This window comes from Sporomusa sp., from assembly GCF_035561155.1.
Taxonomy (GTDB): domain Bacteria; phylum Bacillota; class Negativicutes; order Sporomusales; family Sporomusaceae; genus Sporomusa.
Genome location: NZ_DATMYD010000128.1, coordinates 1 through 23,051 on the forward strand (window position 1 = coordinate 1; position 23,051 = coordinate 23,051).

The 23,051-nt window shown below is 44.9% G+C and carries 24 protein-coding genes, 1 rRNA gene, 1 pseudogene and 3 riboswitches; of the genes and pseudogenes, 23 read left to right on the forward strand and 3 right to left on the reverse strand.

Translation table 11 applies throughout. The features are described from left to right. The first annotated feature begins 306 nt into the window (after positions 1-306). From VN447_RS17430 to VN447_RS17450, 5 genes are all read left to right on the forward strand, one after another. Positions 307-1,920 (forward strand): ABC transporter substrate-binding protein, encoded by a 1,614-nt coding sequence (locus VN447_RS17430; RefSeq protein ID WP_325526625.1) that lies wholly within the window; start codon positions 307-309, stop codon positions 1,918-1,920. Positions 1,921-1,990: 70 nt separating this feature from the next. Beyond that, positions 1,991-2,998 (forward strand): ABC transporter permease, encoded by a 1,008-nt coding sequence (locus VN447_RS17435; RefSeq protein WP_325526626.1) that lies wholly within the window; start codon positions 1,991-1,993, stop codon positions 2,996-2,998. Then, entirely contained in the window at positions 2,991-3,857 is an 867-nt protein-coding gene (locus VN447_RS17440) for an ABC transporter permease (protein ID WP_325526627.1), read from the forward strand. Before VN447_RS17435 ends, VN447_RS17440 begins: the two co-directional genes overlap by 8 nt. Before the next feature lie 12 nt (positions 3,858-3,869). Then, positions 3,870-4,805 (forward strand): ABC transporter ATP-binding protein, encoded by a 936-nt coding sequence (locus VN447_RS17445; RefSeq protein WP_325526628.1) that lies wholly within the window; start codon positions 3,870-3,872, stop codon positions 4,803-4,805. An 11-nt stretch (positions 4,806-4,816) separates the two neighbouring features. Then, positions 4,817-5,434: an ABC transporter ATP-binding protein gene (locus VN447_RS17450; RefSeq protein ID WP_325526629.1), complete on the forward strand. Its 618-nt coding sequence runs from the start codon at positions 4,817-4,819 to the stop codon at positions 5,432-5,434. A gap of 48 nt (positions 5,435-5,482) precedes the next feature. Here VN447_RS17450 and VN447_RS17455 read toward each other — a convergent pair whose 3' ends face one another. After that, positions 5,483-5,605, reverse strand: coding sequence for a hypothetical protein (locus VN447_RS17455; protein ID WP_325526630.1), 123 nt, complete (start codon positions 5,603-5,605; stop codon positions 5,483-5,485). A gap of 471 nt (positions 5,606-6,076) precedes the next feature. Here VN447_RS17455 and VN447_RS17460 point away from each other — a divergent pair, with 471 nt between their 5' ends. From VN447_RS17460 to VN447_RS17480, 5 genes and pseudogenes are all read left to right on the forward strand, one after another. Continuing rightward, positions 6,077-6,262, forward strand: a complete 186-nt coding sequence (locus VN447_RS17460; protein ID WP_325526631.1) for a hypothetical protein — start codon at positions 6,077-6,079, stop codon at positions 6,260-6,262. Between the two features lie 41 nt (positions 6,263-6,303). Then, positions 6,304-6,381 carry an ABC transporter substrate-binding protein gene (locus tag VN447_RS17465; RefSeq protein ID WP_325526669.1) on the forward strand — a complete coding sequence of 26 codons (78 nt, stop codon included), beginning with the start codon at positions 6,304-6,306 and terminating at the stop codon, positions 6,379-6,381. Between the two features lie 21 nt (positions 6,382-6,402). Beyond that, positions 6,403-6,747 (forward strand): annotated as a pseudogene (locus VN447_RS17470) (ATP-binding cassette domain-containing protein); the annotation flags it as partial. Beyond that, positions 6,740-7,033 (forward strand): hypothetical protein, encoded by a 294-nt coding sequence (locus VN447_RS17475; protein WP_325526632.1) that lies wholly within the window; start codon positions 6,740-6,742, stop codon positions 7,031-7,033. The pseudogene VN447_RS17470 and the gene VN447_RS17475, both read left to right, overlap by 8 nt. Next, entirely contained in the window at positions 7,030-7,452 is a 423-nt protein-coding gene (locus VN447_RS17480; protein ID WP_325526633.1) for a DUF3842 family protein, read from the forward strand. The genes VN447_RS17475 and VN447_RS17480 overlap by 4 nt, the downstream gene beginning before the upstream one ends. A 184-nt stretch (positions 7,453-7,636) precedes the next feature. Here the strand turns inward: VN447_RS17480 and VN447_RS17485 are convergent, their stop codons facing one another. After that, the gene (locus tag VN447_RS17485) at positions 7,637-8,014 is read right to left on the reverse strand and encodes a VOC family protein (RefSeq protein ID WP_325526634.1); all 378 of its coding nucleotides are present in this window, start codon (positions 8,012-8,014) and stop codon (positions 7,637-7,639) included. A 36-nt stretch (positions 8,015-8,050) separates the two neighbouring features. Further along, positions 8,051-8,908, reverse strand: coding sequence for a class I SAM-dependent methyltransferase (locus VN447_RS17490; protein ID WP_325526635.1), 858 nt, complete (start codon positions 8,906-8,908; stop codon positions 8,051-8,053). A gap of 261 nt (positions 8,909-9,169) precedes the next feature. Next, a riboswitch (cobalamin riboswitch) is annotated at positions 9,170-9,350 on the forward strand. A 387-nt stretch (positions 9,351-9,737) separates the two neighbouring features. On the opposite strand from VN447_RS17490, the gene VN447_RS17495 reads away from it, so the two are divergent. From VN447_RS17495 to VN447_RS17555, 13 genes are all read left to right on the forward strand, one after another. Beyond that, a complete protein-coding gene (locus tag VN447_RS17495; protein WP_325526636.1) occupies positions 9,738-10,670 on the forward strand; it encodes a sirohydrochlorin cobaltochelatase in 933 nt (310 codons plus the stop codon). Between the two features lie 110 nt (positions 10,671-10,780). Beyond that, a complete protein-coding gene (locus tag VN447_RS17500) occupies positions 10,781-11,746 on the forward strand; it encodes a sugar phosphate isomerase/epimerase family protein (protein WP_325526637.1) in 966 nt (321 codons plus the stop codon). Positions 11,747-11,781: 35 nt separating this feature from the next. Next, positions 11,782-12,408: a MotA/TolQ/ExbB proton channel family protein gene (locus tag VN447_RS17505; protein WP_325526638.1), complete on the forward strand. Its 627-nt coding sequence runs from the start codon at positions 11,782-11,784 to the stop codon at positions 12,406-12,408. Beyond that, positions 12,405-12,815 (forward strand): biopolymer transporter ExbD, encoded by a 411-nt coding sequence (locus tag VN447_RS17510; protein ID WP_325526651.1) that lies wholly within the window; start codon positions 12,405-12,407, stop codon positions 12,813-12,815. Before VN447_RS17505 ends, VN447_RS17510 begins: the two co-directional genes overlap by 4 nt. Next, complete coding sequence (locus tag VN447_RS17515) at positions 12,815-13,528, forward strand: energy transducer TonB (RefSeq protein WP_325526653.1); 714 nt, start codon at positions 12,815-12,817, stop codon at positions 13,526-13,528. The genes VN447_RS17510 and VN447_RS17515 overlap by 1 nt, the downstream gene beginning before the upstream one ends. A gap of 230 nt (positions 13,529-13,758) precedes the next feature. Next, on the forward strand, positions 13,759-14,628 hold the full coding sequence (locus VN447_RS17520; RefSeq protein ID WP_325526655.1) for a sirohydrochlorin cobaltochelatase: 870 nt from the start codon (positions 13,759-13,761) through the stop codon (positions 14,626-14,628). 383 nt (positions 14,629-15,011) lie between these two features. Beyond that, positions 15,012-15,458 (forward strand): flavodoxin, encoded by a 447-nt coding sequence (locus VN447_RS17525; protein ID WP_325526657.1) that lies wholly within the window; start codon positions 15,012-15,014, stop codon positions 15,456-15,458. A 63-nt stretch (positions 15,459-15,521) separates the two neighbouring features. After that, positions 15,522-15,703: riboswitch (cobalamin riboswitch) on the forward strand. A gap of 228 nt (positions 15,704-15,931) precedes the next feature. Next, a complete protein-coding gene (locus VN447_RS17530) occupies positions 15,932-17,917 on the forward strand; it encodes a TonB-dependent receptor (RefSeq protein ID WP_325526659.1) in 1,986 nt (661 codons plus the stop codon). Positions 17,918-18,096: 179 nt separating this feature from the next. Then, a riboswitch (cobalamin riboswitch) is annotated at positions 18,097-18,277 on the forward strand. A gap of 110 nt (positions 18,278-18,387) precedes the next feature. Further along, complete coding sequence (locus VN447_RS17535) at positions 18,388-19,431, forward strand: iron ABC transporter permease (RefSeq protein ID WP_325526661.1); 1,044 nt, start codon at positions 18,388-18,390, stop codon at positions 19,429-19,431. Further along, positions 19,428-20,696: an ABC transporter ATP-binding protein gene (locus VN447_RS17540; protein WP_325526663.1), complete on the forward strand. Its 1,269-nt coding sequence runs from the start codon at positions 19,428-19,430 to the stop codon at positions 20,694-20,696. Before VN447_RS17535 ends, VN447_RS17540 begins: the two co-directional genes overlap by 4 nt. Before the next feature lie 51 nt (positions 20,697-20,747). Then, a complete protein-coding gene (cobO, locus tag VN447_RS17545; RefSeq protein ID WP_325526665.1) occupies positions 20,748-21,281 on the forward strand; it encodes a cob(I)yrinic acid a,c-diamide adenosyltransferase in 534 nt (177 codons plus the stop codon). A 56-nt stretch (positions 21,282-21,337) separates the two neighbouring features. Then, positions 21,338-22,297 carry an ABC transporter substrate-binding protein gene (locus VN447_RS17550; protein WP_325526667.1) on the forward strand — a complete coding sequence of 320 codons (960 nt, stop codon included), beginning with the start codon at positions 21,338-21,340 and terminating at the stop codon, positions 22,295-22,297. A 394-nt stretch (positions 22,298-22,691) separates the two neighbouring features. Continuing rightward, positions 22,692-23,051, forward strand: a 16S ribosomal RNA gene (locus VN447_RS17555); the annotation flags it as partial.

The window sequence follows — 23,051 nt, forward strand, 5'->3', positions numbered from 1 at the left end:
TTATAAAAATATTTACAAAATTATTGAAATAATGTAAAATATAGATTGAGCTGAGTTGTGAAAACTCATTACAAAGTTAACCGTAATGAAAATGTAAATACTGATATAATGTAACCAAAGGTATGAAGCCTATAGAGGACATGACAAGTCCTGTATTTGCTCATACCTTTTTATTTTTAGCCAAAAACCAATCATTTGGCACCTGAGAAGGTATGAGTACGGGGGGATGTGAGTTGCAGAGTCAGAGATAAACCCTTGATTTATCGTTTAAACAAATGCCGAGAGGCTATTATTTAGGAGGATAACATGAAGAAAAACCTATTTGTAGCACTGTGCCTTGTTTCTATTTCTTTATTTGCCTTGGTTGGTTGTGGTGGCAAAAACAGCGGAAGTGGCGTGACATCTTCTCCGTCAGGAAAAGACAGTGTCGTTATCGCAATGGACCTGGAATCAGAACCTGCTGCTGGTTTCGATCCTATTATGGGTTGGGCTGCTGGCGAACACACACATGATCCTTTGTTCCAAAGCACTTTGCTGGTAACAAAAGATGACATTACCATTGGCTACGACCTTGCTACAGAGTACACCATTGCAAAAGACGGCCTCACCTGGACGTTCAAAATTCGCCCTGATGTGAAATTTACTGATGGTGTGCCCCTTACCGCAAAGGATGTTGCTTTTACCTATAACAATGCCATGAAGCAGGCGACAGATACCGATCTGTCCATGTTAGCTTCGGTAGAAGCCACCGATAATACCACCGTCGTTTTCCATCTGAATACCCCGTATTCTGCCTTTGCCTATATTGCCGCTGTTGTCGGCATTGTTCCCGAACACGCCTATAATGCCGCGACCTATGGTCAAAATCCGATTGGTTCTGGCCGGTATATCTTAAAACAATGGAATAAAGGTCAACAGGTAATCTTAGAAGCCAACCCCAATTATTATGGTGAAAAAACAAAAATGAAGAAAGTAACCATTGTCTTCATGTCAGAAGATGCATCCTATGCTGCGGCCAAAGGTGGCCAGGTGGATGTGGCATATACAGCACCTGCGTATACTGTGAACCCCATCAAAGGGTATAATATCCTGGCGTTTGACTCTGTTGATATTCGTGGAATCAATCTTCCTACCATTCCGTCAGGGAATAAAACAGCACCTAAAGCAAATGGCGAAACCCTTCCTGCCGGTAATGATGTTACCTCTAATCTTGCCATTCGCCAAGCAGTTGCCCGCGCTATTGACCGGGAGGCTTTGGTGAAAAATGTTTTGTATGGTTATGGTGCTGTGGCTTACAGTGACTGCGTTAATGAGCCTTGGGAGAATGCTGCCATGAAAGTGGATTATGATCCGGCAAAAGCCAAAGCTATTTTGGAAGCCGACGGCTGGAAGCTGAATGCGGCAGGAATTTATGAAAAGAATGGTTTAGAGGCAAAATTTGACCTTCTCTATATTGCTTCTAATTCTGCCCGCACTGGCATTGCCATGGCTGTGACAGAAATGTTAAAGCAAGTGGGCATTAAGGTAAACCCAATAGGCTCAAGCTGGGACAAGATTTCTACTATGTATTATGCGACACCCCATGTATTTGGTGCCGGGATGCATTCGCCTAGTGGCATCAAGAGTCATTATTATTCGGGTAAGAACGGTGCTTCTTATGCTAATGCAACCGTGGATAAACACATAAAAGATGCCCTGGCAGCCACCACGGTGGAGGCATCCTATGAGCACTGGAAAAAAGCCCAATGGGACGGCACCGCCGGTGTTACGCCACAAGCTGATTCACCCTGGGTATGGCTTGCAGAAATCAAACATATCTATTTTGCCAGAGAAAATTTGAATGTTATTGACAAAAAAATTCACCCCCATGGTTATGGCTGGACAATTGCAAACAATGTTGATCAATGGTATTGGAATTAGCACTGGAAAACCATTTGTTGATTTTTCTCTCTGTGCCATGGAAGTATTTTTTCTATAATGAGGTATTCTTATGAACGTAGGCATATATTTCGGCGTTTTAACCTATGCCGGAAAAAGTATAATCAAAGTGATTCTGCTTTTGATTGCTGTGAGCATCGTTTCCTTCATTCTGGTTTCAGCATCGCCAGTGGATCCGGTTCGTGCGTACATTGGTGAAGTTGGCATGGCCAACATGAGTGCGGAAAGCTTAGCCAGGCTGGAAGCATATTTCGGTTTGGATACACCGCCGGTTGAGCGATATTTGAATTGGGTTACCGGTTTTATCCGGGGAGATATGGGATCATCCCTGGTCTATCGCCAGCCTGTTGCCGATGTCATTGGTGTCAAATTCATGAACTCTTTGATCCTGATGATTACAGCGTGGGTTTTTTCAGGTATTTTTGGATTCATCCTCGGCATCATGGCCGGGCTATATCGTGGTAGATGGATTGATAAATTGATCAAAGGCTATTCATTGCTTCTTGCTAGTACCCCAACCTTTTGGCTGGCACTGGTGTTGCTGATGATTTTTTCCGTCTGGTTACCAATCTTACCCATAGGCTTGAGCGTACCCATCGGTGTGAAGGCAGCAGAGGTGACGATTTTTGACAGCATCAAGCATTTAATTCTACCGGCCTTGACGCTGAGCGTGGTCGGAGTTGCCAATATTACCCTCCATACCAGGGAAAAAATGATTGATATTATGGCAGAAGATTACATTCTTTTCGCCAAATCACGGGGAGAAAGCAGATTTGCTATTCTCAGACACCATGCTCTTCGCAATATTATGCTTCCTGCCATAACTCTGCAATTTGCTTCCATCAGTGAAATCTTTGGCGGCTCTGTGCTGGTAGAGCAGGTTTTTTCCTATCCGGGCTTGGGACAGGCAGCCGTTTCTGCTGGTTTGGGCGGAGATGCTCCTCTGCTTTTGGGCATTGCTGTGATTAGTGCCGCCTTGGTGTTTACAGGTAATCTGATTGCCAATCTTTTATATGGCATAATTGATCCCAGAATAAGGCGGGGAAGCGTACATGGATAATACAATCGCACCGGTTATTTTACAGAAACACACAAGAAAACGTTTCAATCAGCGAAGCCAGACCATCATTTATTTGAGTTTGGCCATTACCTTTTTACTAGCTATTGCGGTCATTGGTACCTTGGTGGGTGAGCTGGCGATAAAAACCAACTTTACCCAGAAAAACTTATTGCCCCATATGTCGCATCCTTTTGGTACAGACTGGCTGGGTAGAGATATGCTGTCCCGTACATTGAAAGGGTTGTCCATCAGTATCCTTATCGGGCTTTTTGCTTCGGTGATTAGTGCCATGATTGCTGCAATTTTAGGAACTGCTGCAGCCACTTTGGGAAAAAAAGTGGATACTGCCATTACCTGGCTCGTAGACCTGGTTATGGGCATTCCTCATCTTTTATTGCTTATTCTTATATCTTTTGCTCTGGGGCGGGGCACATTCGGTGTCATTATTGCTGTTGCCATAAGCCACTGGCCCACATTAACCAGGGTGATCAGGGGAGAAATCCTGCAGTTAAAGGAAGAAAATTATGTGAAAATTGCCGGTAAGCTGGGGCAGAGTAAATGTAGGATTGCAGTTAAGCACATGCTTCCCCATATCTTCCCCCAATTCTTAGTTGGCCTGATTCTGCTTTTTCCCCACGCTATCCTGCATGAAGCTGCCCTTACCTTTTTGGGCTTTGGTCTGCCGCCGGAGCAGCCTGGTATTGGCATTATTCTGTCAGAAAGCATGAAATATTTGTCTTTAGGCATGTGGTGGCTGGCTCTTTTTCCTGGTTTGGCATTGCTCAGTACAGTTCTTCTTTTTGACTTGGTCGGGGGTAGCCTGCGCAAACTCATTGACCCCCACAGTGCCCAGGATTAAGGAGGTAGAAGCGTGTCTTGTATTGATGATAAACACATTTTACAAATAGAAAACCTTTCTGTTTCTTTTACCCAGTATGAGCAGGGTCTGCGGCAAATTGATTTAAAAGTTATCCATAATTTGAATGTTTCTGTGCATGAGGGAGAACTTGTAGCGGTGGTAGGAGCAAGCGGTTCCGGAAAGAGCCTTCTAGCCCACGCTATTTTAGGAATTTTGCCACCCAATTGCAATGCTTCGGGGAACATTTCTTTTGATGATGAATTATTAAGCCCAGTACGCATTCGTCAGCTGCGTGGCAAAAAAATCGTGTTGGTTCCTCAGAGTGTAACATACCTTGATCCACTGGAAAAAGTTGGCGATCAGGTACGGAAAGAACGGAAGGATGAAAGTGTCCTGAAAAAACAAGAGGAACTCTTTACCTTTTATGGTTTGCAGAAGAAGACAGGGGACCTTTATCCTTTTGAACTCTCAGGCGGTATGGCGCGGCGGGTCCTTCTCTCTGCCGCGATGATGGAAAGCCCCCGTTTGATTATTGCCGATGAACCTACGCCTGGCCTCCATTTAGAAGCAGCAAAAAATGCCATGCGTCATTTTCGTGAATTTGCCGACAAGGGCAACGGCGTCCTCCTCATCACTCACGATATTGAATTGGCTCTGGAAGTGGCCGACAGAATTGCTGTTTTTTATGCCGGCACCACCGTAGAAGAAGCGCCGGTAGCGGATTTTCAATCCATGGCTACCCTTCGCCATCCCTATACGAAAGCATTGTGGCGGGCTTTACCCCAAAATGGTTTTCAGCCCTTTCCCGGGAATCAGCCTTATGTAAAAGATATGCCCAAGGGTTGCCCCTTTGGGCCCCGGTGTCCCCAATTTACGCTGGAATGTGAAGAGGATGTCCCGGAACAGGTGATACGTTGTGGAACCGTCCGCTGTATCTATGCAGAGTGAGGAGAATGACGATGATTTTAGCAGCAAAAGATCTATCCTTTGGTTATAAAAAAGGCATAAATATTCTGGAAAATTTCCAGCTTACAGTGAGAAATCATGAGCGAGTGGGGATTTTGGCTCCCAGTGGTTTTGGGAAAACCACGTTATGCCAAATTTTATCAGGGTATAGGAAGCCCCAGAAGGGCCAGGTTCTACTGGACGGGATAGATGTCCATAAAATGAAAGGCTATTGCCCTGTGCAGATGATTTGGCAGCATCCGGAAAAAGCTGTCAATCCCCGGTTGCGAATCAAGGAAACCATTGCCGAAGGAGACGAGATTGAGGACCGTATTATCGATGAATTAGGAATCGAACGGGATTGGTTTAACCGCTTCCCCGGGGAATTATCCGGTGGGGAGGTGCAGCGGTTCTGTATCGCCCGGGCATTAGGGAAGCGGACGCAATTCCTCATTGCTGACGAAATCAGCACCATGCTGGACCTTATCACCCAGAGCCAGATATGGAATTTTCTTTTGAAGGAAGTAGAAAAGCGAAATATTGGACTTATTGCCGTAACCCACAGTAAGGCCCTGATGGATCACATAGCCACCCGGCAAGTGATATTGGATACACAACCTCCCCACCAATAAGTTAACAAAGGACTGAACGCCTTAATGAACAACGTTCAGTCCTTTGTTTCACACCTGCCACCACATAATACTAACAGTAGTTTCTGATGTTTCGGCACAATAGCCGTCAATAGCGATATTTTCTAAAAAACTGTGAATGTTTTTTTTAACCTCAGGTCCTGTTACGCCCATAACGGCAAAATACCTCCAAATCATTTATGTCAGAAAAATAAAAAGGCATGCCAAAATACAAGAACTTTCGTTCTATATAAGGTTTCATACCTTAATCCCAAAATTATTGAATATTTTTACAGTTAGTTACCTATATTATCAGTTATTTGACTAATGCCGTCAATTGTTAAAGCCTATTAAAAGCACGATTTCGCAGATAGTTCTCGCAATTTATTGACAAGATAAGTGAAATTTGGTACAATTCAAACCATAATGGTAGTTGAAACTGCCTCTTGTCGTGAGAATGCGACAAACTTTGCTAAACATCCGATTTCCAGTATTTTTATAGTGTAGAATAAACAGCCATGAAGGCCGCTGCATAAAGCAGTTGTCTTCATGGTTTTTTAATTGAGGTGATCGACGAATATAAATAGCGGCAGATGTAGCGCCTTTTCCGTAATACTGCAGGCTAATTACGGGAGAAGTACATATGTGCAAGATGAGAAAAGTTTATACAAGCTGTACATGGTTGGGTGTGCGACTGCAATATTTTTAGTATCTATACTGGCCCTTGCCGGCTGTAGCAAACAGGCTAATGCTCTGGCGGTCTCAAAGATTGACTCTAAAACCATTGTGCTTGGCATTGAAACTGATATCATGATGGCGCTATTTTTCTGATTTTCAGCGGCTTAACCCGGTTTAATGAGAAGAATGAAGCTGTGCCTGATTTGGCCGAAAGCTGGGAAACTTCAGATGACCAAATGACGTATACCTTCAAACTTAGAAAAGATATCTAAGCATCGTTAAATCCGCGCTTCAGTACTCGCGAGACAGTGACTGAGCCTATACTTAATTTCGATTTGCACAAGGCAGTTGGCTTTTCGTTGGAAAAGCGACTTAATGAGCTTTTGACCATGGTTGAGCTGCCTAGGACCATGTTGGACCGGTATCCGGCCGAGTTATCAGGCGGTGAGCGTCAACGGGTAGGAATTGCCCGGGCGCTGGAGGCTAATCCCCGACTGGTTATATTTGACGAAGCCACCTCAGGCCTGGATGTTACCCTGCAAAGCCAGATTTCCGGCTATTACAGCAGCTCAAACGAGAGCTTGGTCTTTACCTATCTGTTCATTACGCATCCTGCAGGTGTTGCCCTGGGTGACTGACCGGGTGGGAGTTATGTATCTCGGAAAGCTTGTGGAAACTGTTCGCAAGCTCTACGATGACAGGCGCGCGGCTGCCGGTTTTACCCGCGCTGCCCCGAAGCCCTGCCTGTATGCTCAGAGCATGAGCCGGATAATGCTTATTTTGGGGAAGGACATAGTGTCGCCTGTCATGCAGCAGCTATTGGATAAGGCTTTTTCTAGTGGTAAGAGCGGGAGGAATTTAGAATTTATTGCCGAACTAATAAACAATCGTCCAGTTTTGTGGAAGGTGGTAGGGTCTGTATGATAATTGCAGTTATCGATGGTATGGGCGGGGGGCTTGGCGTGCAGTTAGTGACACAACTCACGGCACAGCTGGGACAAAAAGCAGATATTATTGCACTCGGGACAAATGCACTGGCTACCAATAATATGGTACGGGCAGGTGCTATGCGGGGAGCTACCGGTGAAAATGCCGTGGTCGTTTCGATACGCAAGGCTGACATCGTGGTAGGGCCGATTGGCATAATCATTCCTAATTCCTTAATGGGGGAGATTACCCCTAAAATTGCAGAAGTTATAGCTTCTTCTGACGCTCATAAGGTGCTGGTACCTGTAAATCAAAGCCACTTTGATATTGTCGGCTTGGAAAACCGACCGCTTGTTGTTTCTATTAAAGAAGCAATTAATAGGGTAAATGAGCTTGTTCTGGGTAAGTCGTGGTAACTTGTCCTGTTAGAAAGTATAACTTTCCGCCTGGATAAGGGCAACATCGGCTTCCGCTTTCGCTAGAGGCTCGGCGCAAACCGTGTTTTCTTTATGAACGCAGACTTAAAATCAAACAGAATTAATCATAAAAAACAACCCGGTTTATGCCGGGTTGTCTGTATGTCTGCCACCTTATATGCGATTAGCCGCGAAACTCTATTGATTCTCCATCCGGGCCTTTGAATACTACCCGGCGCCAGCCTGTCTCACGGGACTCCCTTGCCCCTGCAGGGTGCGGTTCGGTTTCAACAGCAATGCCGGCTTCCTGCAGCCTTGTATAATCTGCGTCAAAATCATCACTTTCGAGGCAAAAATGGTAGCCTGTGAGTTGCGGGCCGTCCGGCATATGGATTAGTTCTAAAACAGTATCGCCGAGCTTTAGATAGACTATTTTTTCAATAGCCGGAACGGGGACCGTATGCTCATAATACTGGTGAAAACCAAAGTGCTTTTCGTAAAAAGCAATGGACTTTTCCCTGTCTTTAACAGTAAAGGCTATGTGGTCAATTCGTTTAAACATGGAACCTCCCTTTGATTTTGTCTATAGTTTATCCAATTATTCTAATACTGTGGCTTTGCGATCAGGCCGCCACCACAGCACACCGATAGTAGAGTTAATCAGCTCAGTGCAGTAGTCTTCAACGGCCCGGTTAGCCAGAAACTCGGTAATCTTAGCTGATGTTTCCGGGCCTTCCAGCCCAAAGAGCCTAAAGTAGCTGGTATAATACTCAATCATGTAAGCAAGTGTTTCACGGTACCGCTGGCGGTAGCTGTAAAATTTAATGTTAGGCAGATAACGGTCCTGATAAAGAATATTAAAGGGATATTGGATATCAAACGCAGTTTGCTCAGGCGGTGTGCCTATCAGATGCTCCCATAATAGTGTGCGCACTTTGATATGATAAGTACCCGCGAACCCGATCAGGCAGCAAGTGCCGCGTGAAAGCTCATTCATTTTCATTAAGCTGTCATAATCGTTAATTGCAGTCGTGTTAGCAGCAAACACCACATCATAGGCTGGCTCGGCAGGTAGGTCAAGCCAATCTGTCTGAAGTGTTGTAATCCGGTCTGTAACCCTTTCGTGAACTGCCTCCGATTGTAGTACCGACAGCATTTGCGTTGCCGTATCTAAGCCTGTCACTTGTTTGGACTTAGCGGCCAGCGGCAATGTAAAGGTACCCGCACCGCAGCCAATGTCAAGCACTGTGCTATCAGGGGTTATTACGCCATCAGCAACTAAGCCTTCGACGATGGCGTTATATATGGGTCGGCTTTGGCGGTTGCGCAGGGCGTGTTGCTCGGCAAAGTCATTCCAAAACTGCTGCCAGCCTTGCTTGTTGCCATAACTTGGAGCCTGATGGGAACTCTCACGCGCTTCCTGCCAGGCCTCAGTCCAAAACTTGGTATTGCACATGTAGCGTCATCCTTCCTAATTGTGTTATTTAATAAAAAAAGCATGAAAATCCAAGGAGTTATTTCCTTAGGTTTCATACCGGATTATTGAATCTTCATGATTCAAACTACTAGTCTAAATATAAATTGTTTCGTAGTAATTGTCAATTAGTAACAGCGATAGCATGAGCAAGTTTGAAGGTGCGGTAATCAGAAGATGTAGTGAAACTTTAAGGATTGACAACCGTTTCCTGAGATGGTATGCTAATTTTGTAGAAAACAATTAAATATCTTTGAGATAGGTGCCCTAGGGCTTAATAGGGAAGTCCGGTTGAACGCCGGCGCGGTCCCGCCACTGTAACGGGGAGCAAGCTTAAGATATACCACTGAGACGATATGTCTTGGGAAGGTTTAAGTGAGCCAAGATCCGGAGTCAGGAGAACTGCCTATCTGACAATCACCGTTTGTTACCCACGAGGTATGGGGAGGGGATTACAGTAGGCGCTTTTTTGGAGTACCTAGCTTAATTCACTCCTGGTGTACACACCAGGAGTTTTTATTTAGTCTACTGTTTATTACTCCCGACTTTAAACGGTTGGGAGTTTTAATTTTAATGACATTCTTCTCAATGCTCCTTTTGAATCTTGCGCATTGGCGCGGGTCATTTTGACCCTTACTTTTTTCGATTCTGACAGGCCACATAGAGAATTTAAACAGGGGGGATAGCGATGAGCGGGTAATTTACACCAGCAGGATTGTATCTGCGAACGCAGTGCCGCGGCTTGTGACAAACACCCTTTGGGTACTTGTCTTAGGTGTTATTCTAATTAAATGAAGGAGTTGTATTTAGTATGAAAAAGGTATATTCTCTAATCACTACTTTCTGCATGCTTGCTGTATTTGGCTGCATCAGCTTAATCCCCTCACTGGCATCTGCTGCACCGGCCGAGGCGGGAAAGAAGGCCATTCTGGTCGTAAGCTTTGGTACTACTTATCCGGAAACCCTGAAACAGACCATCGAAGCAGTGGAAACCAAAATGAAAGTATCCTTCCCTGACTATGAGGTTCGCCGGGCTTTTACCTCTCGCATTATCATCAAGAGAATTGCTGAGCGGGATGGCGTAAAAATTGACAATGAAAAAGAAGCGCTTGCCCGTCTAAAAGCTGAAGGTTATAGCGAGGTTATTGTGCAACCGCTGCACGTTACCGCTGGTGAAGAGTTTGACATGGTCAAAGATATTGTAAAGCATCATCAAGCTGCCAAAACCTTTGACAAAATCGCTTTAGGCAGGCCGATTCTTTATTATCTGGGTCAAGAAGGCAAAACTGATGACTATTTGGCAGCAGCCAAAGCGTTAGAAGCGCAATTTCCCAAACAGAAAAAAGGTGAAGCCATTCTAATTATGGGGCATGGCGGATCGCATCCTGGTGGTTCGGCTTATGCCGCGCTGCAATTGAAGTTGAACGACGCTGGTTACAAAAATGTGTATGTGTTTACTGTTGAAGGCTATCCGACGTTTGATGGCGTCATGGACAAGCTCAAAACCAATAAGATCAAAAAAGTTACCCTTATGCCTTTTATGCTAGTGGCAGGCGATCATGCTAATAACGATATGGCTGGTGATGAAAAAGATTCTTTTAAAAGCCAACTTATTGCCGCCGGTTTTAAAGTAGATACTTATTTACACGGCTTAGGGGAAAATGCCAAGATCCAGGAGATTTATGTCCAACATGTGAACGATACAATAGCTGAACTTAACAATCCCGAAGCTAAAAAGCACTAGAAAAAATATAGCTGACAGGATTAAGTATGAAATTGAAGCTTTAGATGAAGATGCCAACTTTCAACGGGAGGCATCTTTCTTCTTATGAGCACAGTAAAGGATGTATATAAATGCTGCAGCTTGTAAATATGTCTAACTATATGACTGACAACGATCTCATAAATAATAGTGCAGAAGGCCTGCAAAAATTTTTGACTTGCCATCATTTAGATGGACTTGAGATGATGTTTTGTGGGCCGTTAGATGGAAGTGTCTATAAAAAAGAATGGATTCACGGCGTGCATCTCAGATTTTGGCCGTGGTGGCTCGATTTTTGGCGTGGCGATCATCACGAATTGCTAAAACAATTTGGCAGTGAAGAGGAAATCAAGGCCTGCTACGGAGGCGTGACCCGTGAAGATTGGCTTAATGTCTACCGGGAGAATATCGCTGCTGCAAAGCAGGCCGGGGCCAGATATCTTGTTTTTCATGTCAGTCATGCGCGAATCCCAGAGTTATTTAGCTGGAACTTCGGTGCTTGCGACCGCGAGATAATCGAAGCTACTGTAGAGGTCATTAATGAACTGCATAGTGCTATACCGGATGACACGATGTTGTTGTTTGAGAATCTATGGTGGCCGGGACTAACTTTACAAAGCAAGGAGCTGACGGCGCGCCTGCTAGATGGCGTAACCCACCCTAATATAGGTATTATGTTGGATACCGGACACTTGATGAATACTAATCCGGCATTACAAACACAGACAGAGGGTGTCGACTATATCCTTAAAATAATAAGCCAATTGGGCAGTTATAGCCAATATATCAAGGGTATTCATTTGCATCATTCATTGTCAGGCGAGTACATCAAGAACAGTCAACGCAGCATAAATCGACAAGATCAATACTCCATGACCGATATCATGAATCATGTGCTTAAGATTGATGAACATCTACCGTTTAGTGTGCCGGAAGTACGCCGCATTGTTGACTATGTGCAGCCAGATTATCTTGTGCATGAGTTTATGAAGGATTCAATGGACGAGTGGGTAGAGAAAATTAAGCGGCAGCAGCAGGCATTAAACCTTTTGCCATAAATATACCGGCACAGCTGCAGAATGGAGGAGTAACCATGGCGTTTTTGTCAGAGTGTTTTACACTGTTTCATAAAGGTGGACCGGTTATGTATCTTATTCTACTATGCTCGCTGCTTGTGGCGACGATTGGTGTAGAGCGGTTTTTATATTATCGAAAAATGGACACCGACATGCACAAGTTCGTTGGACGGCTCACCCCGGCGCTGATGCGGCGAGATTGGGTTGTTGCCGGAGAAATTTGCCGGCAGACGGGTGGCATTGCCGCGTTTGTGGCCGCACAAGGCATACAGTATTTCCAGCAGGGTTGTTCACAGGTTGAGGGTGTGCTGGAAGGTGAGGCAGCGCTGGCGGTGGCTGGGCTGCGCGCACATTTAAGTCATCTGGATACCATTGTTACCATTGCGCCGCTCCTGGGCCTGCTCGGCACTGTGGTGGGGATGATTAGCTCGTTCAGTGTTCTGAATATCAAGAGCGGTCAACCGCTCGCTATAACAGGTGGCGTCGGGGAAGCATTGGTGGCTACGGCTGCGGGTTTGTGTGTCGCGACCTTTGCCATGATCGTGTTTAGCTACTTGAATCACCGTCTGGATCAGTTGATTACCGATGTTGAGCGGATCTGCGTTCTGTTGATCGGCCAAATCAAAGTGGGAGACTGTTCATGAAATTGCGTAGTCTTCGTACAGAACGGCAACCCCGACTCATGATTATACCGATGATTGATATCATTTTTTTTCTATTGGTATTTTTTATCATGAGTACTTTGTACATGGTGGATCAGCAAACCATACCGGTCAATCTACCGCAGGCAGCATCAGCGCAGAACGACAAACCACGCAGTGTTGCTGTAGCAGTTACCCGGGAGGGGCGCATCTTATTTGAGCAAGAAGACATTCCACTCGAACTCTTAAAAAAACGGGTTCAAATGGAATTGACTAAACACAGCGATATAGTTTTTGTATTGCGTTCCGACAAACAGACTGAATACGGAACAGTAGTGGCTGTGCTGGACGAACTGAAACTCGCGGGAGCGAACCGGGTAGCAATTGCCACAGAAAGGAAGGGCAAATAGTGGATTTGGCAGCTGGTATGCGTTGGCGTAAAGCTATGGTGATCTCGCTAGTGGCTCATAGCATTGTGTTAATTGTTATAGGCTGGATAGTGGCTAAAGCATTTATACCTGTGGATATTCCGGAGACATTAATCGAACTGGAGATAGTCAGTGAGTCTGTAGGGCCGGATCTTCCGTCTGCGCCGGACATGAGTCCAATGAAACCAAGTCAGGCGGCTGCCGTTGGCTTGTCTGAAGCGCTTGTCCGTACCACACGACCCGAAGCCGTAGTTTCTGAACCGGCTGTGGCTGTTGATACCATGTCAGTACTGGCTGTTGAGAGCAGTTCAATTCCGGCCGGCAGTGTCGTGGCAGGGGCAGCAGGAGGTACCGGTACCACAGTAGGCAGTGGTACTGGAACAGGCGACACCAGTAAGGCTGGCAAGTCCAGAGAGATTATACCGCCTGGAATTCTGTCGCGCAAGGAGCCGCCATATCCGGAGACTGCCCGAAGCGCAGGACAAGAAGGAACGGTTGTTTTAAAAATACAAATCTTAGAGAATGGCCGCCCAGGTCAAGTCAGCATTTATCAATCCAGCGGTTATGACCTGCTGGATGATGCCGCTGCTGGTGTTGTGCAGCGCTGGCGGTTTGTACCAGCTAAAATACGGGACACTGGTCAAAGCATTGTTTGTTATACAACGATGCATGTGGTGTTCAAACTGAAATCATAATGTGATAGCTTTTCCAGAGGCCGAAGGCGATATTGAAGAGAATACACTATAATTGACAATATATAATATGAAATGTTATATTTACACATATATGTACACTACTTATACTGACGCGGTCTCGCCACTGTAATAGAGACTAATCCAAGATATTAATATGTAACCCTTTCTGGAACTCCAGGGAGGGTTATGTTATTTAGGCAACTATGGAATGGGGAGGAAATAATAATAGTATGAACCAAGTAGAACAATGCGCAGACAACAAGAAAAAAGCTATCCTGGTTGTAAGTTTTGGCACTTCCTACCGTGAAACCTTAAAGTTGAATATTGAAAGCACAGAAAATAGAATCAGGGATGCCTTTCCTGACTATGAAGTGCGTCGGGCTTTTACGTCCCGTACTGTCATAAAAAGGTTGGCAGAGCGGGATGGTATTCAGATCGATACCGAAAAGCAAGCACTTGACCGTTTGCAGGCCGATGGGTTCCAGGAAGTGTATATTCAGCCACTGCATGTCGTGCCGGGTGAAGAATATGAAAAAGTTAAAGTTCTGGTTACTCACTATACGCATGCTAAACTCACAGTATTTGAGAAAATTAGAATCGGGCGCCCGCTTGTCTTCTATATGGGACAAGAAGGTAAACCTGACGATTATCTCATTGCCATTGATGCTATTAAACAGCAATTGCCTGAGTCTGGGGCGGACAGCGCTTTTGTGTTTATGGGACATGGCGGATTACATCCTGCCAATGCCGCCTATGCAGTGCTACAACTGAAACTGGAAGAAGCCGGCTTGGATAATGCATTTGTGTATACCGTGGAAGGGTTTCCTGAACTGAGCCATGTTATCGAAAAACTAAAAAAGAACCAGGTACGTAGGGTAACACTGATGCCGTTTTTGCTTGTTGCCGGCGACCATGCCACCAATGACATGGCGGGTGATGATAAGGACTCTGCCAAGTCGCAGCTGCTGGAAGCCGGGCTTACGGTTGATGTGTATTTCCACGGCTTGGGTGAGAACACAGCCATTCAGGATATCTATGTCCAGCATCTGAAAGATGCGATTAACTACCAGCCTTCAGGTCACAAAGGACATGGACACTAACATCTGTTAATGTCACCACAATTGAATACCGATGAGATAGGCGCCCGCAAGGGCTTAAACACGAGAACTGAGCTACGGGTATGCCCAAAATAGCTCAGTTCTATCTATGATATCTTCCACGTAATTGCATACTGCCTAAGGCTGGGCACTGGTGATTACCGCTAAACTACCGCGAAAGGGTGGGATAGGATAATATTAAAGAAACAATTAATATTGGGAGATATTGACTAAAATAGATTTTAGGGTTATTATTAATGATAACGATTATCAATTTCGATAAATACTGAGATAATATAATGGAGGTGAGTAGCTAGACTAAAGCTTGGCCGGTATTTTTTTTGACAATCAATTGAGAATGTATTTCAATTACAGGGGGAGTAAGCATGAAGAAGATAGCTGTTATTTATTGGAGTGGTACTGGGAATACCGAGCAAATGGCTGTGGCTGTAGCGGACGGCGCTAAAAATAATGATGGGGTTAGTGTTGAATTGATTGCTGTGAACAACGCGTCAAAAAATAATGTGCTTGAAGCCGATGCTGTAGCCCTGGGGTGCCCATCTATGGGCGATGAGGTTCTGGAAGAGACTGAGATGGAGCCGTTTGTGGAAACGTTACAGTCAGCTGAATTGGCTGGAAAGCCTCTTGCTTTATTTGGCTCTTATGGCTGGGGTAATGGACAGTGGATGAGAGATTGGGTGGAGAGAATGAAGGGACTCGGAGCTCTACTAGTTGCTGATGGGTTGATTGTACAAGAGAATCCCAATGATGAAGGGATAAGTCTTTGCAAGGAACTAGGTGCGAAACTGGCTCTGTCTTCTGCAAAAGAATAATCCAATCGTTCATTGACAGATTTTTCATAACATGCTACCATTTAGGTAAATTCTAATGAAAACTTAATAAGTATTGAGACAGGTGCCCGTAAGGGCTTAATAGGGAAGACCGGTGTAATGCCGGCGCGGTCCCGCCACTGTAATGGGGAGTGAACCCAAGAAATACCACTGGAATGAGAATTCTGGGAAGGTTTGGGTGAACGAAGATCCAGAGCCAGGAGAACTGCCTGTTTGACAGTCACCGTTTGACCCACGAGCGATGGGGAAGGGGATTATATGGAGTAATCTTTTCTTTCCCGGCTATTTGTAGCCGGGATTTTCTATTAAGATAGATTTCTCTTACATGTTCGACCCTCCCGAATCATTCAAGGGAGGGTTCTTTGTTTTGCTATCAGTGGAGTTCTGATAACTTAAGGCTGAGACCGGTGACTACGTATCTATTTTTAAATTATGTAAAAGGAGAGTGGACATCGGTGAAACTCAAGAAATTGCAACGTCCAAGTAGAGCATGGCTGTGTGCTATGGTTACCAGTGCTTTATTATTTCAAGCGTCTGGTGTTTCGTTTGCAGAGGAGGCGGACAACCAAGAGCAGTTCGCGCTAGATGAGATGGTGGTCACAGCTAACCGGGTGCCAACACCTGCGTCGAAAGCCGCCGCAAATGTTACAGTCATTACCAAAGATCAGATTGAAAAAGGTCCTTATTCTAATTTAGGTGATGTGCTGAGAGCTGTGAATGGAGTCGTTGTTACCAGCAAGGGGTTTGGTGGTGCACAGCAAATAGTCCGTTTAAATGGCGACGACCGTGTATTAGTTATGATTGACGGGCGTAAGATTGGTCGACCGGAGGGCGTAGTTGATGGCGCCAGTATTGATCTGAGTACGATTATTTCCTTAAATAATATCGAACGTATTGAAGTTGTTAAAGGTGGCGCGTCCGCTTTATATGGTTCTGACGCTGTCGGCGGCGTAATTAATATTATTACCCGCAAAGGAACCGAAGCAAAGACTACACTTGATATGTCCGTAGGTTCCTGGGGTGAGCGCAATTATAGTTTAAGTACGCAAGGCAGTGAGAATGGACTAAGCTGGTATATTACTGCTGATAAAAAGAAACAGGACTATACAAAGTACAATGTGTTAAATCCAGACTTAACAACAGGCAGCCATAAAGGCGACAGTCGGGAATGGGAAAATAGTAAATTCGAGGGACAAGGTTATACAATGCGGTTGGATAAAAAGATTGATGATAATCGCTCTGTTACCTTCAACTTTGAACACTGGAATGATGAGGGGGGGCAACCTTGGGAAGTAAAATCACCGAAGCAAGGCCTCCCATTGTATACAGCTACACATCTGACCAATATTTGGGCACTAACCTATAACTTTAACCAGCAACAAGAAGTGCCGGGCTTTGCGCGTGTTTATGCAAATTACAATAATCAAGGTTTTTATGGAACTTACAAAAGCCGGACACAAGGCTTTGAATATCAGACAGGCTGGCAATTAGATAATCAGCATAAATTGGTCACCGGCGTTAATTGGGAAAAGGGTGAAGTACTGGAGAATGTATATCTCGATGAAATTCAAGGTGCCCAAAATTATAAAAATAAATCTATTACCAATACCGCAATTTATTTACAGGATATTTATAATCTAACAGACAAATGGACGATGACGCCTGGTCTACGATACGACCATCATAGTAAATTTGGCGGACAAACCACGCCTAAATTGAATGTGAATTATAGTGCTGATTCAACTACAGATATCTATGTATCATATAACAGAGTGTTTAAAGCGCCTAATCTGGATCAATTGTATTACGATCTTTATTATCCAGCCTATTTCTCATCAATGAAAGGTAATCCAAATCTAAAACCGGAGAAGGGACATGTTGTCAGTGCTGGGGTTAATAAAAAATTAAGTAATAGCACGTCGATTACCGCTAATTATTTTACTAGCAAAATTACTGATGCGATTGATTGGGAATATGATAGTAATTGGAATGGATGGGCGCGTAATATTGATGAACAGAAGAAGCACGGATTTGAATTCGACCTCCATCACAAGCTTTCAGAGCATTATTATACCGACCTAGGCTATTCTTACGTGCATGTTGAAAACAACGAGGCCAACAATGGCTATGTAGTCGATTCAAAAAACGGCCAACCAAACGGTTACCGTGTGAAAGTTGGCTTTGCTGATTCTCTGTGGGATGTAAATGTTAATGGACAAAGCGCAACAGGCAGGGATACTAAGGTCTTTGTCGACAGCAGTTATTGGGTGTGGAATCTAGCTGCCAATTACAAAATGACGCAAGATTCCAGTGTGTACTTTAATGTCTACAATCTGGGAGATAAGGCGTATGAACTCAATTCGAGTGGAACTGGCAATAACCGCGGCAACTACCCAATGCCTTCGCGCCATTTCCAGTTGGGCGTGAAGTATTCTTTCTAAAGGATTGGTTGAACTTCATCAGTAATTCGTACATGGTGTGGGGTGTATAGCTTGCGATAGAGAGAGGAAAAAACGTAAGGGATATATCATATAATCATAAGCAATGAAGAAGAATATGGATTGACGGAATTTTTACAACATGTTACCATTTAATCAAATATTGACTATTTTAAAATTTATATAGTGAGTACGAGACAGGTGCCCGTGAGGGCTTAATAGGGAAGTCCGGTGCAACACCGGCGCGGTCCCGCCACTGTAATGGGGAGTGAGCCCAAAATATACCACTGGGATGAAAATTCTGGGAAGGTTTGGGTAACGAAGATCCAGAGCCAGGAGAACTGCCTGTTTAACAGTCACCGTTTGACCCACGAGCGATGGGGAAGGGGATTATATAGAGTAATCTTTTCTTTCCCGGCTAATGAAGCCGGGATTTTTATTTGGCGTTACGGCAAAAAGAAGGGCTGGATGGTATGATAGGCAGGGTTAAAAACAAAGCTGTATTTTTTGGTGGGATGAGTGTACTGCTGGTTGGTGTGATATTGTGTTCGCTGGCCTGGGGACAGGTAAATGTGCCTATCAACGCTACGCTGACAGTCATTGGTAAACAATTACACCTTCCCGGTATACAAGGGGCAGATCTTACCCAGGAGCAGATATCAGTCATTTGGCATATTCGTATGCCGCGCACGCTGGTAGGGCTGTTGGTAGGTGCGGCACTTGCTGTATCAGGTGCAGTAATGCAAGGTGTATTTGGCAATTCGCTCGCTGACCCAGGAATTATCGGCGTGTCGAGTGGAGCGGCATTGGGCGCGGTAATCGCCATCGCATTAGGGATTACCGCCAATGGTGTTTTTTATATGCCGCTCTTTGCCCTGGCTGGCGCGTTGCTGGCAGTAGGTTTGACGGTTTCTTTAGCAATGCGTGACGGGAAAATACCGGTTATGGTGTTATTGCTGGCCGGCGTAGCGGTTAGTATGTTGCTGGCTGCGCTGACGCATGGCATCATGACTTTTATGAACGAATACCGCTTGCGGGAGTTTTTGTTCTGGATGGTAGGCGGGTTGGATTATCGTCGCTGGGAACATGTTTATTTAGCTGTGGGCCCTGTACTTGTCGGTATTCTTGTATTGTTCCTGTTAGCCAGGCATCTCAACATTCTGGTTCTGGGGGATCAAGAGGCGCGCTCGGTGGGAGTGCCGGTAGCTGCCTTTCGTCTGCTGCTCTTATTTGTTTCGGCGGCAACGACCGCAACTGCTGTATGCGTTAGTGGCAGCATTGGCTTTGTCGGGCTGATTGTACCCCATATTATGCGTCTACTGATCGGGCCGGAGCATCGCACATTGCTACCGGCCTGCGCATTGGCTGGTGGTTTATTTTTGGTAGGTTGTGATACGTTAGGACGTCTCCTGACTCCGCCGGCTGAAATTCGTGTCGGGATTATGACGTCATTACTAGGTGCGCCGTATTTTCTGTATCTATTACGCAGAGCGCAGAAAGGAGGCGGTCTGTTGTGAGTGTGGTTGAACCGCAGGCACTGTCGGTTACTAATATGGGTGTTACTATTGGAAATAAAGCCATTTTACAGGATATTTCCTTTGCGGTGGGAGCGGGAGAGTTTGTTGGGATAATTGGCCCTAACGGCGCAGGGAAAAGTACACTGCTGCGTGGTTTGCGCGGTATGGGACTTGTATCATCAGGCGAAATACAGGTCTTTGGGCAATCCTTACATAGATTGGGAAATAAACAAATGGCGCGCACTGTTGCTTATATGCAGCAGGATGTAAATGTCGGTTTTGGTTTTACTGCGCTCGAAGTGGTGTTGGCCGGACGCTACCCTTACCTAAAGTGGTGGCAGAATGAGCGGAGCGAAGATTACAGGATCGCCCAAAAATATATGGCTTTTACCGGTGTAGCGGCATTGGCCGAAAAATCAGTACAGCAAGTATCGGGCGGGGAACGCCAGCGAATCTTGTTGGCGAAAGTATTGGCACAAGAGACTCCGCTTATTTTCCTGGATGAGCCTACAGCCAGTTTAGATCTGGTATACCAGGAAGAGATCTTCCGGTATTGTCAGGCTGTGTGCCGGCAGGGGAAAACGGTGCTGCTTATTGCTCATGATATAAAACTAGCCGCCAAATTTTGTTCCCGGTTGATTTTATTGGCTGGTGGTACAGTCATAGCCGACGGAACACCTGGCGAGGTAATCACTGTGGAAAACTTAGAAAAGGCATATGGTTTGCATTCGGCTGTTTTTATTAACAGCGTAACAGGTAATCTGGATATTCATACCTATGAGGCGGCCGGTACTGCTTCTGGTCGACCATCTGTCCATATTATTGGCGGTGGTGGTTCGGCCGGTAATATTATCCGGCTGCTGCATGAAAAGTCTTATCGTCTGAGTGGAGGGGTATTTCAACAAGGTGACACTGATGCTGATGTGGCGATAGCCTTTGGACTTCAAGCCGTAATAGGACAGCCCTTTTATCAAATTGATGAGATCCAGGGTAGGAAAAACCGCGAAAGAATCGCTTCTGCTGATCTTACAGTTCTCAGCAACCTTTGTTTTGCCGAGCAAAATATTGATAATCTTACGGCTGCTTTTGTTGCAGCAAACCTTATAGTTATTGAAGATATACCGATCGAACAGCGGGATTTTACTGATGGTAAAGCCGCACAGCTTTATCGTACTTTGATTGAATTGCCACATGTGACAGTGATGAGCTCGGCTCAATTTATGGAAAAAGTAGTAACAGGTGAACTCGAAACATCTATAATATAAGATAGGAAATTGGCCAGGGATTCAAAAAAATAATATGAAGGGGTTGATTGTATGAAAGAGAGAGATGGATTAATTATTGTCAATACAGGAAACGGCAAGGGGAAAACAACAGCTGCATTAGGGCTGGGAATGCGGGCATGGGGACAGGGATACAAGGTGCTTGTCTTACAATTTATCAAAGGCAATTGGAAATACGGCGAACTGCAGGCTGCGGAGAGAATGGGGGCAGATTTTGTCATACGCCAGATGGGGGAAGGCTTTGTACGGAATGTAAAAGGCGATGCTTTAGTCGATCATAAAGATGCGGCTGAAGATGCACTCTGCAACGCTAGAATAGAAATGATGTCCGGCAAGTGGGACATGATTATCCTGGATGAAATCAACTATGCCATCAAATTTGGATTGGTCTCTGTAGAGGCCGTATTGGAGTTGCTGGAAGCTAAACCACAGTCTCAGCACCTTGTTCTTACCGGACGAGATGCGCGTCAGGAAATAATTGATAAGGCTGATTTGGTAACTGAAATGAGAGAAATTAAGCATCCGTATAAAAAGGGAATACAGGCGCAAAAAGGAATAGAGTTTTAGTTATTAGTGAGGATATCTGTATACGTTGCAGTTAATTTGAGCAGGAGGACAGCGATATGAAGCGTTCGGCAACTTTCAGTATATTGGCCACAATTCTCAGTTGTATATTCTTGGTCATCACTGGTTGTGCCAACAGTCCAAATTCGCAGACGGCACAGCCTCTTAGTAGTTACACAGTCACAGATAGCAAAGGTCATGTTATTAAACTGGCGCATAAACCTCAGCGGATTGTGTCTCTTACCATCGGAACTGATGAGATTCTAATGGAGCTTGTGCCTGCTGAACGGATTGCAGCGCTGACGTATTTAGCTGATGACAGCAGTATTTCTAACATTACCGCAGAGGCCAAGCGTGTCTCTGGAAAGATACGTGCTAATCCTGAGAGTGTTGTATCGATGGCTCCTGACTTGGTTATTGCGGCCGATTGGCAGGCTGTAGAGCTCATCCAGAGCATCAGGGATGTTGGTATTGCGGTGTATGTATATAGAACACCTAATAGCATTGAAGAAATAAAGCAGGCAATTACTGAAATTTCGCACGTCGTGGGCGAGAAAGCGGCGGGAGCAAAGCTTATAGCAGGCATGGAAGCAGAACTTTCGCAGACTGGCAAGAAAATAAAGCAAGTACCACTTGAAAAACGGCAGGTTGTTGTTAATTATACATTAATGGGAGGCAGCGGCGGCAAAGGCAGTATCTTTGAGGATATATGCCAGTATGCCGGTGTGATAGACGGGGCGGCTACTGTAGGGCTTAACAGGAACGGACTGTTATCAAAAGAGCAGATCATTAAAATAAACCCGGATATTCTTTTGCTCCCGGACTGGGACTATACAGGAAAAACAGATTTTAACCAGTATAAGTCTGATTTAGAGAATGATCCAGCGTTACAGCAGGTAAAAGCTATTGATAACAAAAAGCTTATCCAGATTCCTGACCGCTACATGTATTCTACATCCCAATATATTGTGCGTGGTGTCACCGAGATAGCTAAAGCCGCCTATCCGCAATACTTCTGACTAGGAAGTATTGCAAACTCATCGGAAATAGTTTGGTTTGATGGTTGACAATACGTTAATATTTGGATATCATATAAAAGTCGCTTGCAGATAATAAGGCAAAATAACACAACAACACATTGCAAACGACAAAAACTACCAACAAAAGATATATTGACATACTGAAAACCAATGTGTTAATATATATAAGTCGTCACAAGGCGACAACAACCAAAATAACAGTCCCGGAAAGCGTGCCATTCATGGCACATCCGTGTGCTTCGTTCCCTGAAAACTGAACAATGTAAAGTAATGCATCATAAAATGCCAGATGTGCGTTGTGCTACTTGTAGCACAAACAAAAACATTTTTTTTGATTTAAACGAGCCGATAAAACGGCTTCAATAAATACACTTTATTGGAGAGTTTGATCCTGGCTCAGGACGAACGCTGGCGGCGTGCCTAACACATGCAAGTCGAACGGAGTATCTAGCAATAGATACTTAGTGGCGAACGGGTGAGTAACGCGTAGACAACCTGCCTCTAAATTGGGGACAACACCGCGAAAGTGGTGCTAATACCGAATGTGGTAACTTAGCTGCATGACTGAGTTAAGAAAGGTGGCCTCTATATATAAGCTACCGTTTAGAGATGGGTCTGCGTCTGATTAGCTAGTTGGTGAGGTAATGGCTCACCAAGGCGACGATCAGTAGCCGGTCTGAGAGGATGAACGGCCACACTGGGACTGAGACACGGCCCAGACTCCTACGGGAGG

Excerpts from the sequence above, each read along its gene's own strand:
- VN447_RS17430 (WP_325526625.1), top strand. The coding sequence starts at position 307 with ATGAAGAAAAACCTATTTGTAGCACTGTGCCTTGTTTCTATTTCTTTA.
- VN447_RS17435 (WP_325526626.1), top strand. The coding sequence starts at position 1,991 with ATGAACGTAGGCATATATTTCGGCGTTTTAACCTATGCCGGAAAAAGT.
- VN447_RS17440 (WP_325526627.1), top strand. The coding sequence starts at position 2,991 with ATGGATAATACAATCGCACCGGTTATTTTACAGAAACACACAAGAAAA.
- VN447_RS17450 (WP_325526629.1), top strand. The coding sequence starts at position 4,817 with ATGATTTTAGCAGCAAAAGATCTATCCTTTGGTTATAAAAAAGGCATA.
- VN447_RS17455 (WP_325526630.1), bottom strand. The coding sequence starts at position 5,605 with ATGGGCGTAACAGGACCTGAGGTTAAAAAAAACATTCACAGTTTTTTA.
- VN447_RS17480 (WP_325526633.1), top strand. The coding sequence starts at position 7,030 with ATGATAATTGCAGTTATCGATGGTATGGGCGGGGGGCTTGGCGTGCAG.
- VN447_RS17485 (WP_325526634.1), bottom strand. The coding sequence starts at position 8,014 with ATGTTTAAACGAATTGACCACATAGCCTTTACTGTTAAAGACAGGGAA.
- VN447_RS17490 (WP_325526635.1), bottom strand. The coding sequence starts at position 8,908 with ATGTGCAATACCAAGTTTTGGACTGAGGCCTGGCAGGAAGCGCGTGAG.
- VN447_RS17495 (WP_325526636.1), top strand. The coding sequence starts at position 9,738 with ATGAAAAAGGTATATTCTCTAATCACTACTTTCTGCATGCTTGCTGTA.
- VN447_RS17500 (WP_325526637.1), top strand. The coding sequence starts at position 10,781 with ATGCTGCAGCTTGTAAATATGTCTAACTATATGACTGACAACGATCTC.
- VN447_RS17505 (WP_325526638.1), top strand. The coding sequence starts at position 11,782 with ATGGCGTTTTTGTCAGAGTGTTTTACACTGTTTCATAAAGGTGGACCG.
- VN447_RS17510 (WP_325526651.1), top strand. The coding sequence starts at position 12,405 with ATGAAATTGCGTAGTCTTCGTACAGAACGGCAACCCCGACTCATGATT.
- VN447_RS17520 (WP_325526655.1), top strand. The coding sequence starts at position 13,759 with ATGAACCAAGTAGAACAATGCGCAGACAACAAGAAAAAAGCTATCCTG.
- VN447_RS17525 (WP_325526657.1), top strand. The coding sequence starts at position 15,012 with ATGAAGAAGATAGCTGTTATTTATTGGAGTGGTACTGGGAATACCGAG.
- VN447_RS17535 (WP_325526661.1), top strand. The coding sequence starts at position 18,388 with ATGATAGGCAGGGTTAAAAACAAAGCTGTATTTTTTGGTGGGATGAGT.
- cobO (WP_325526665.1), top strand. The coding sequence starts at position 20,748 with ATGAAAGAGAGAGATGGATTAATTATTGTCAATACAGGAAACGGCAAG.
- VN447_RS17550 (WP_325526667.1), top strand. The coding sequence starts at position 21,338 with ATGAAGCGTTCGGCAACTTTCAGTATATTGGCCACAATTCTCAGTTGT.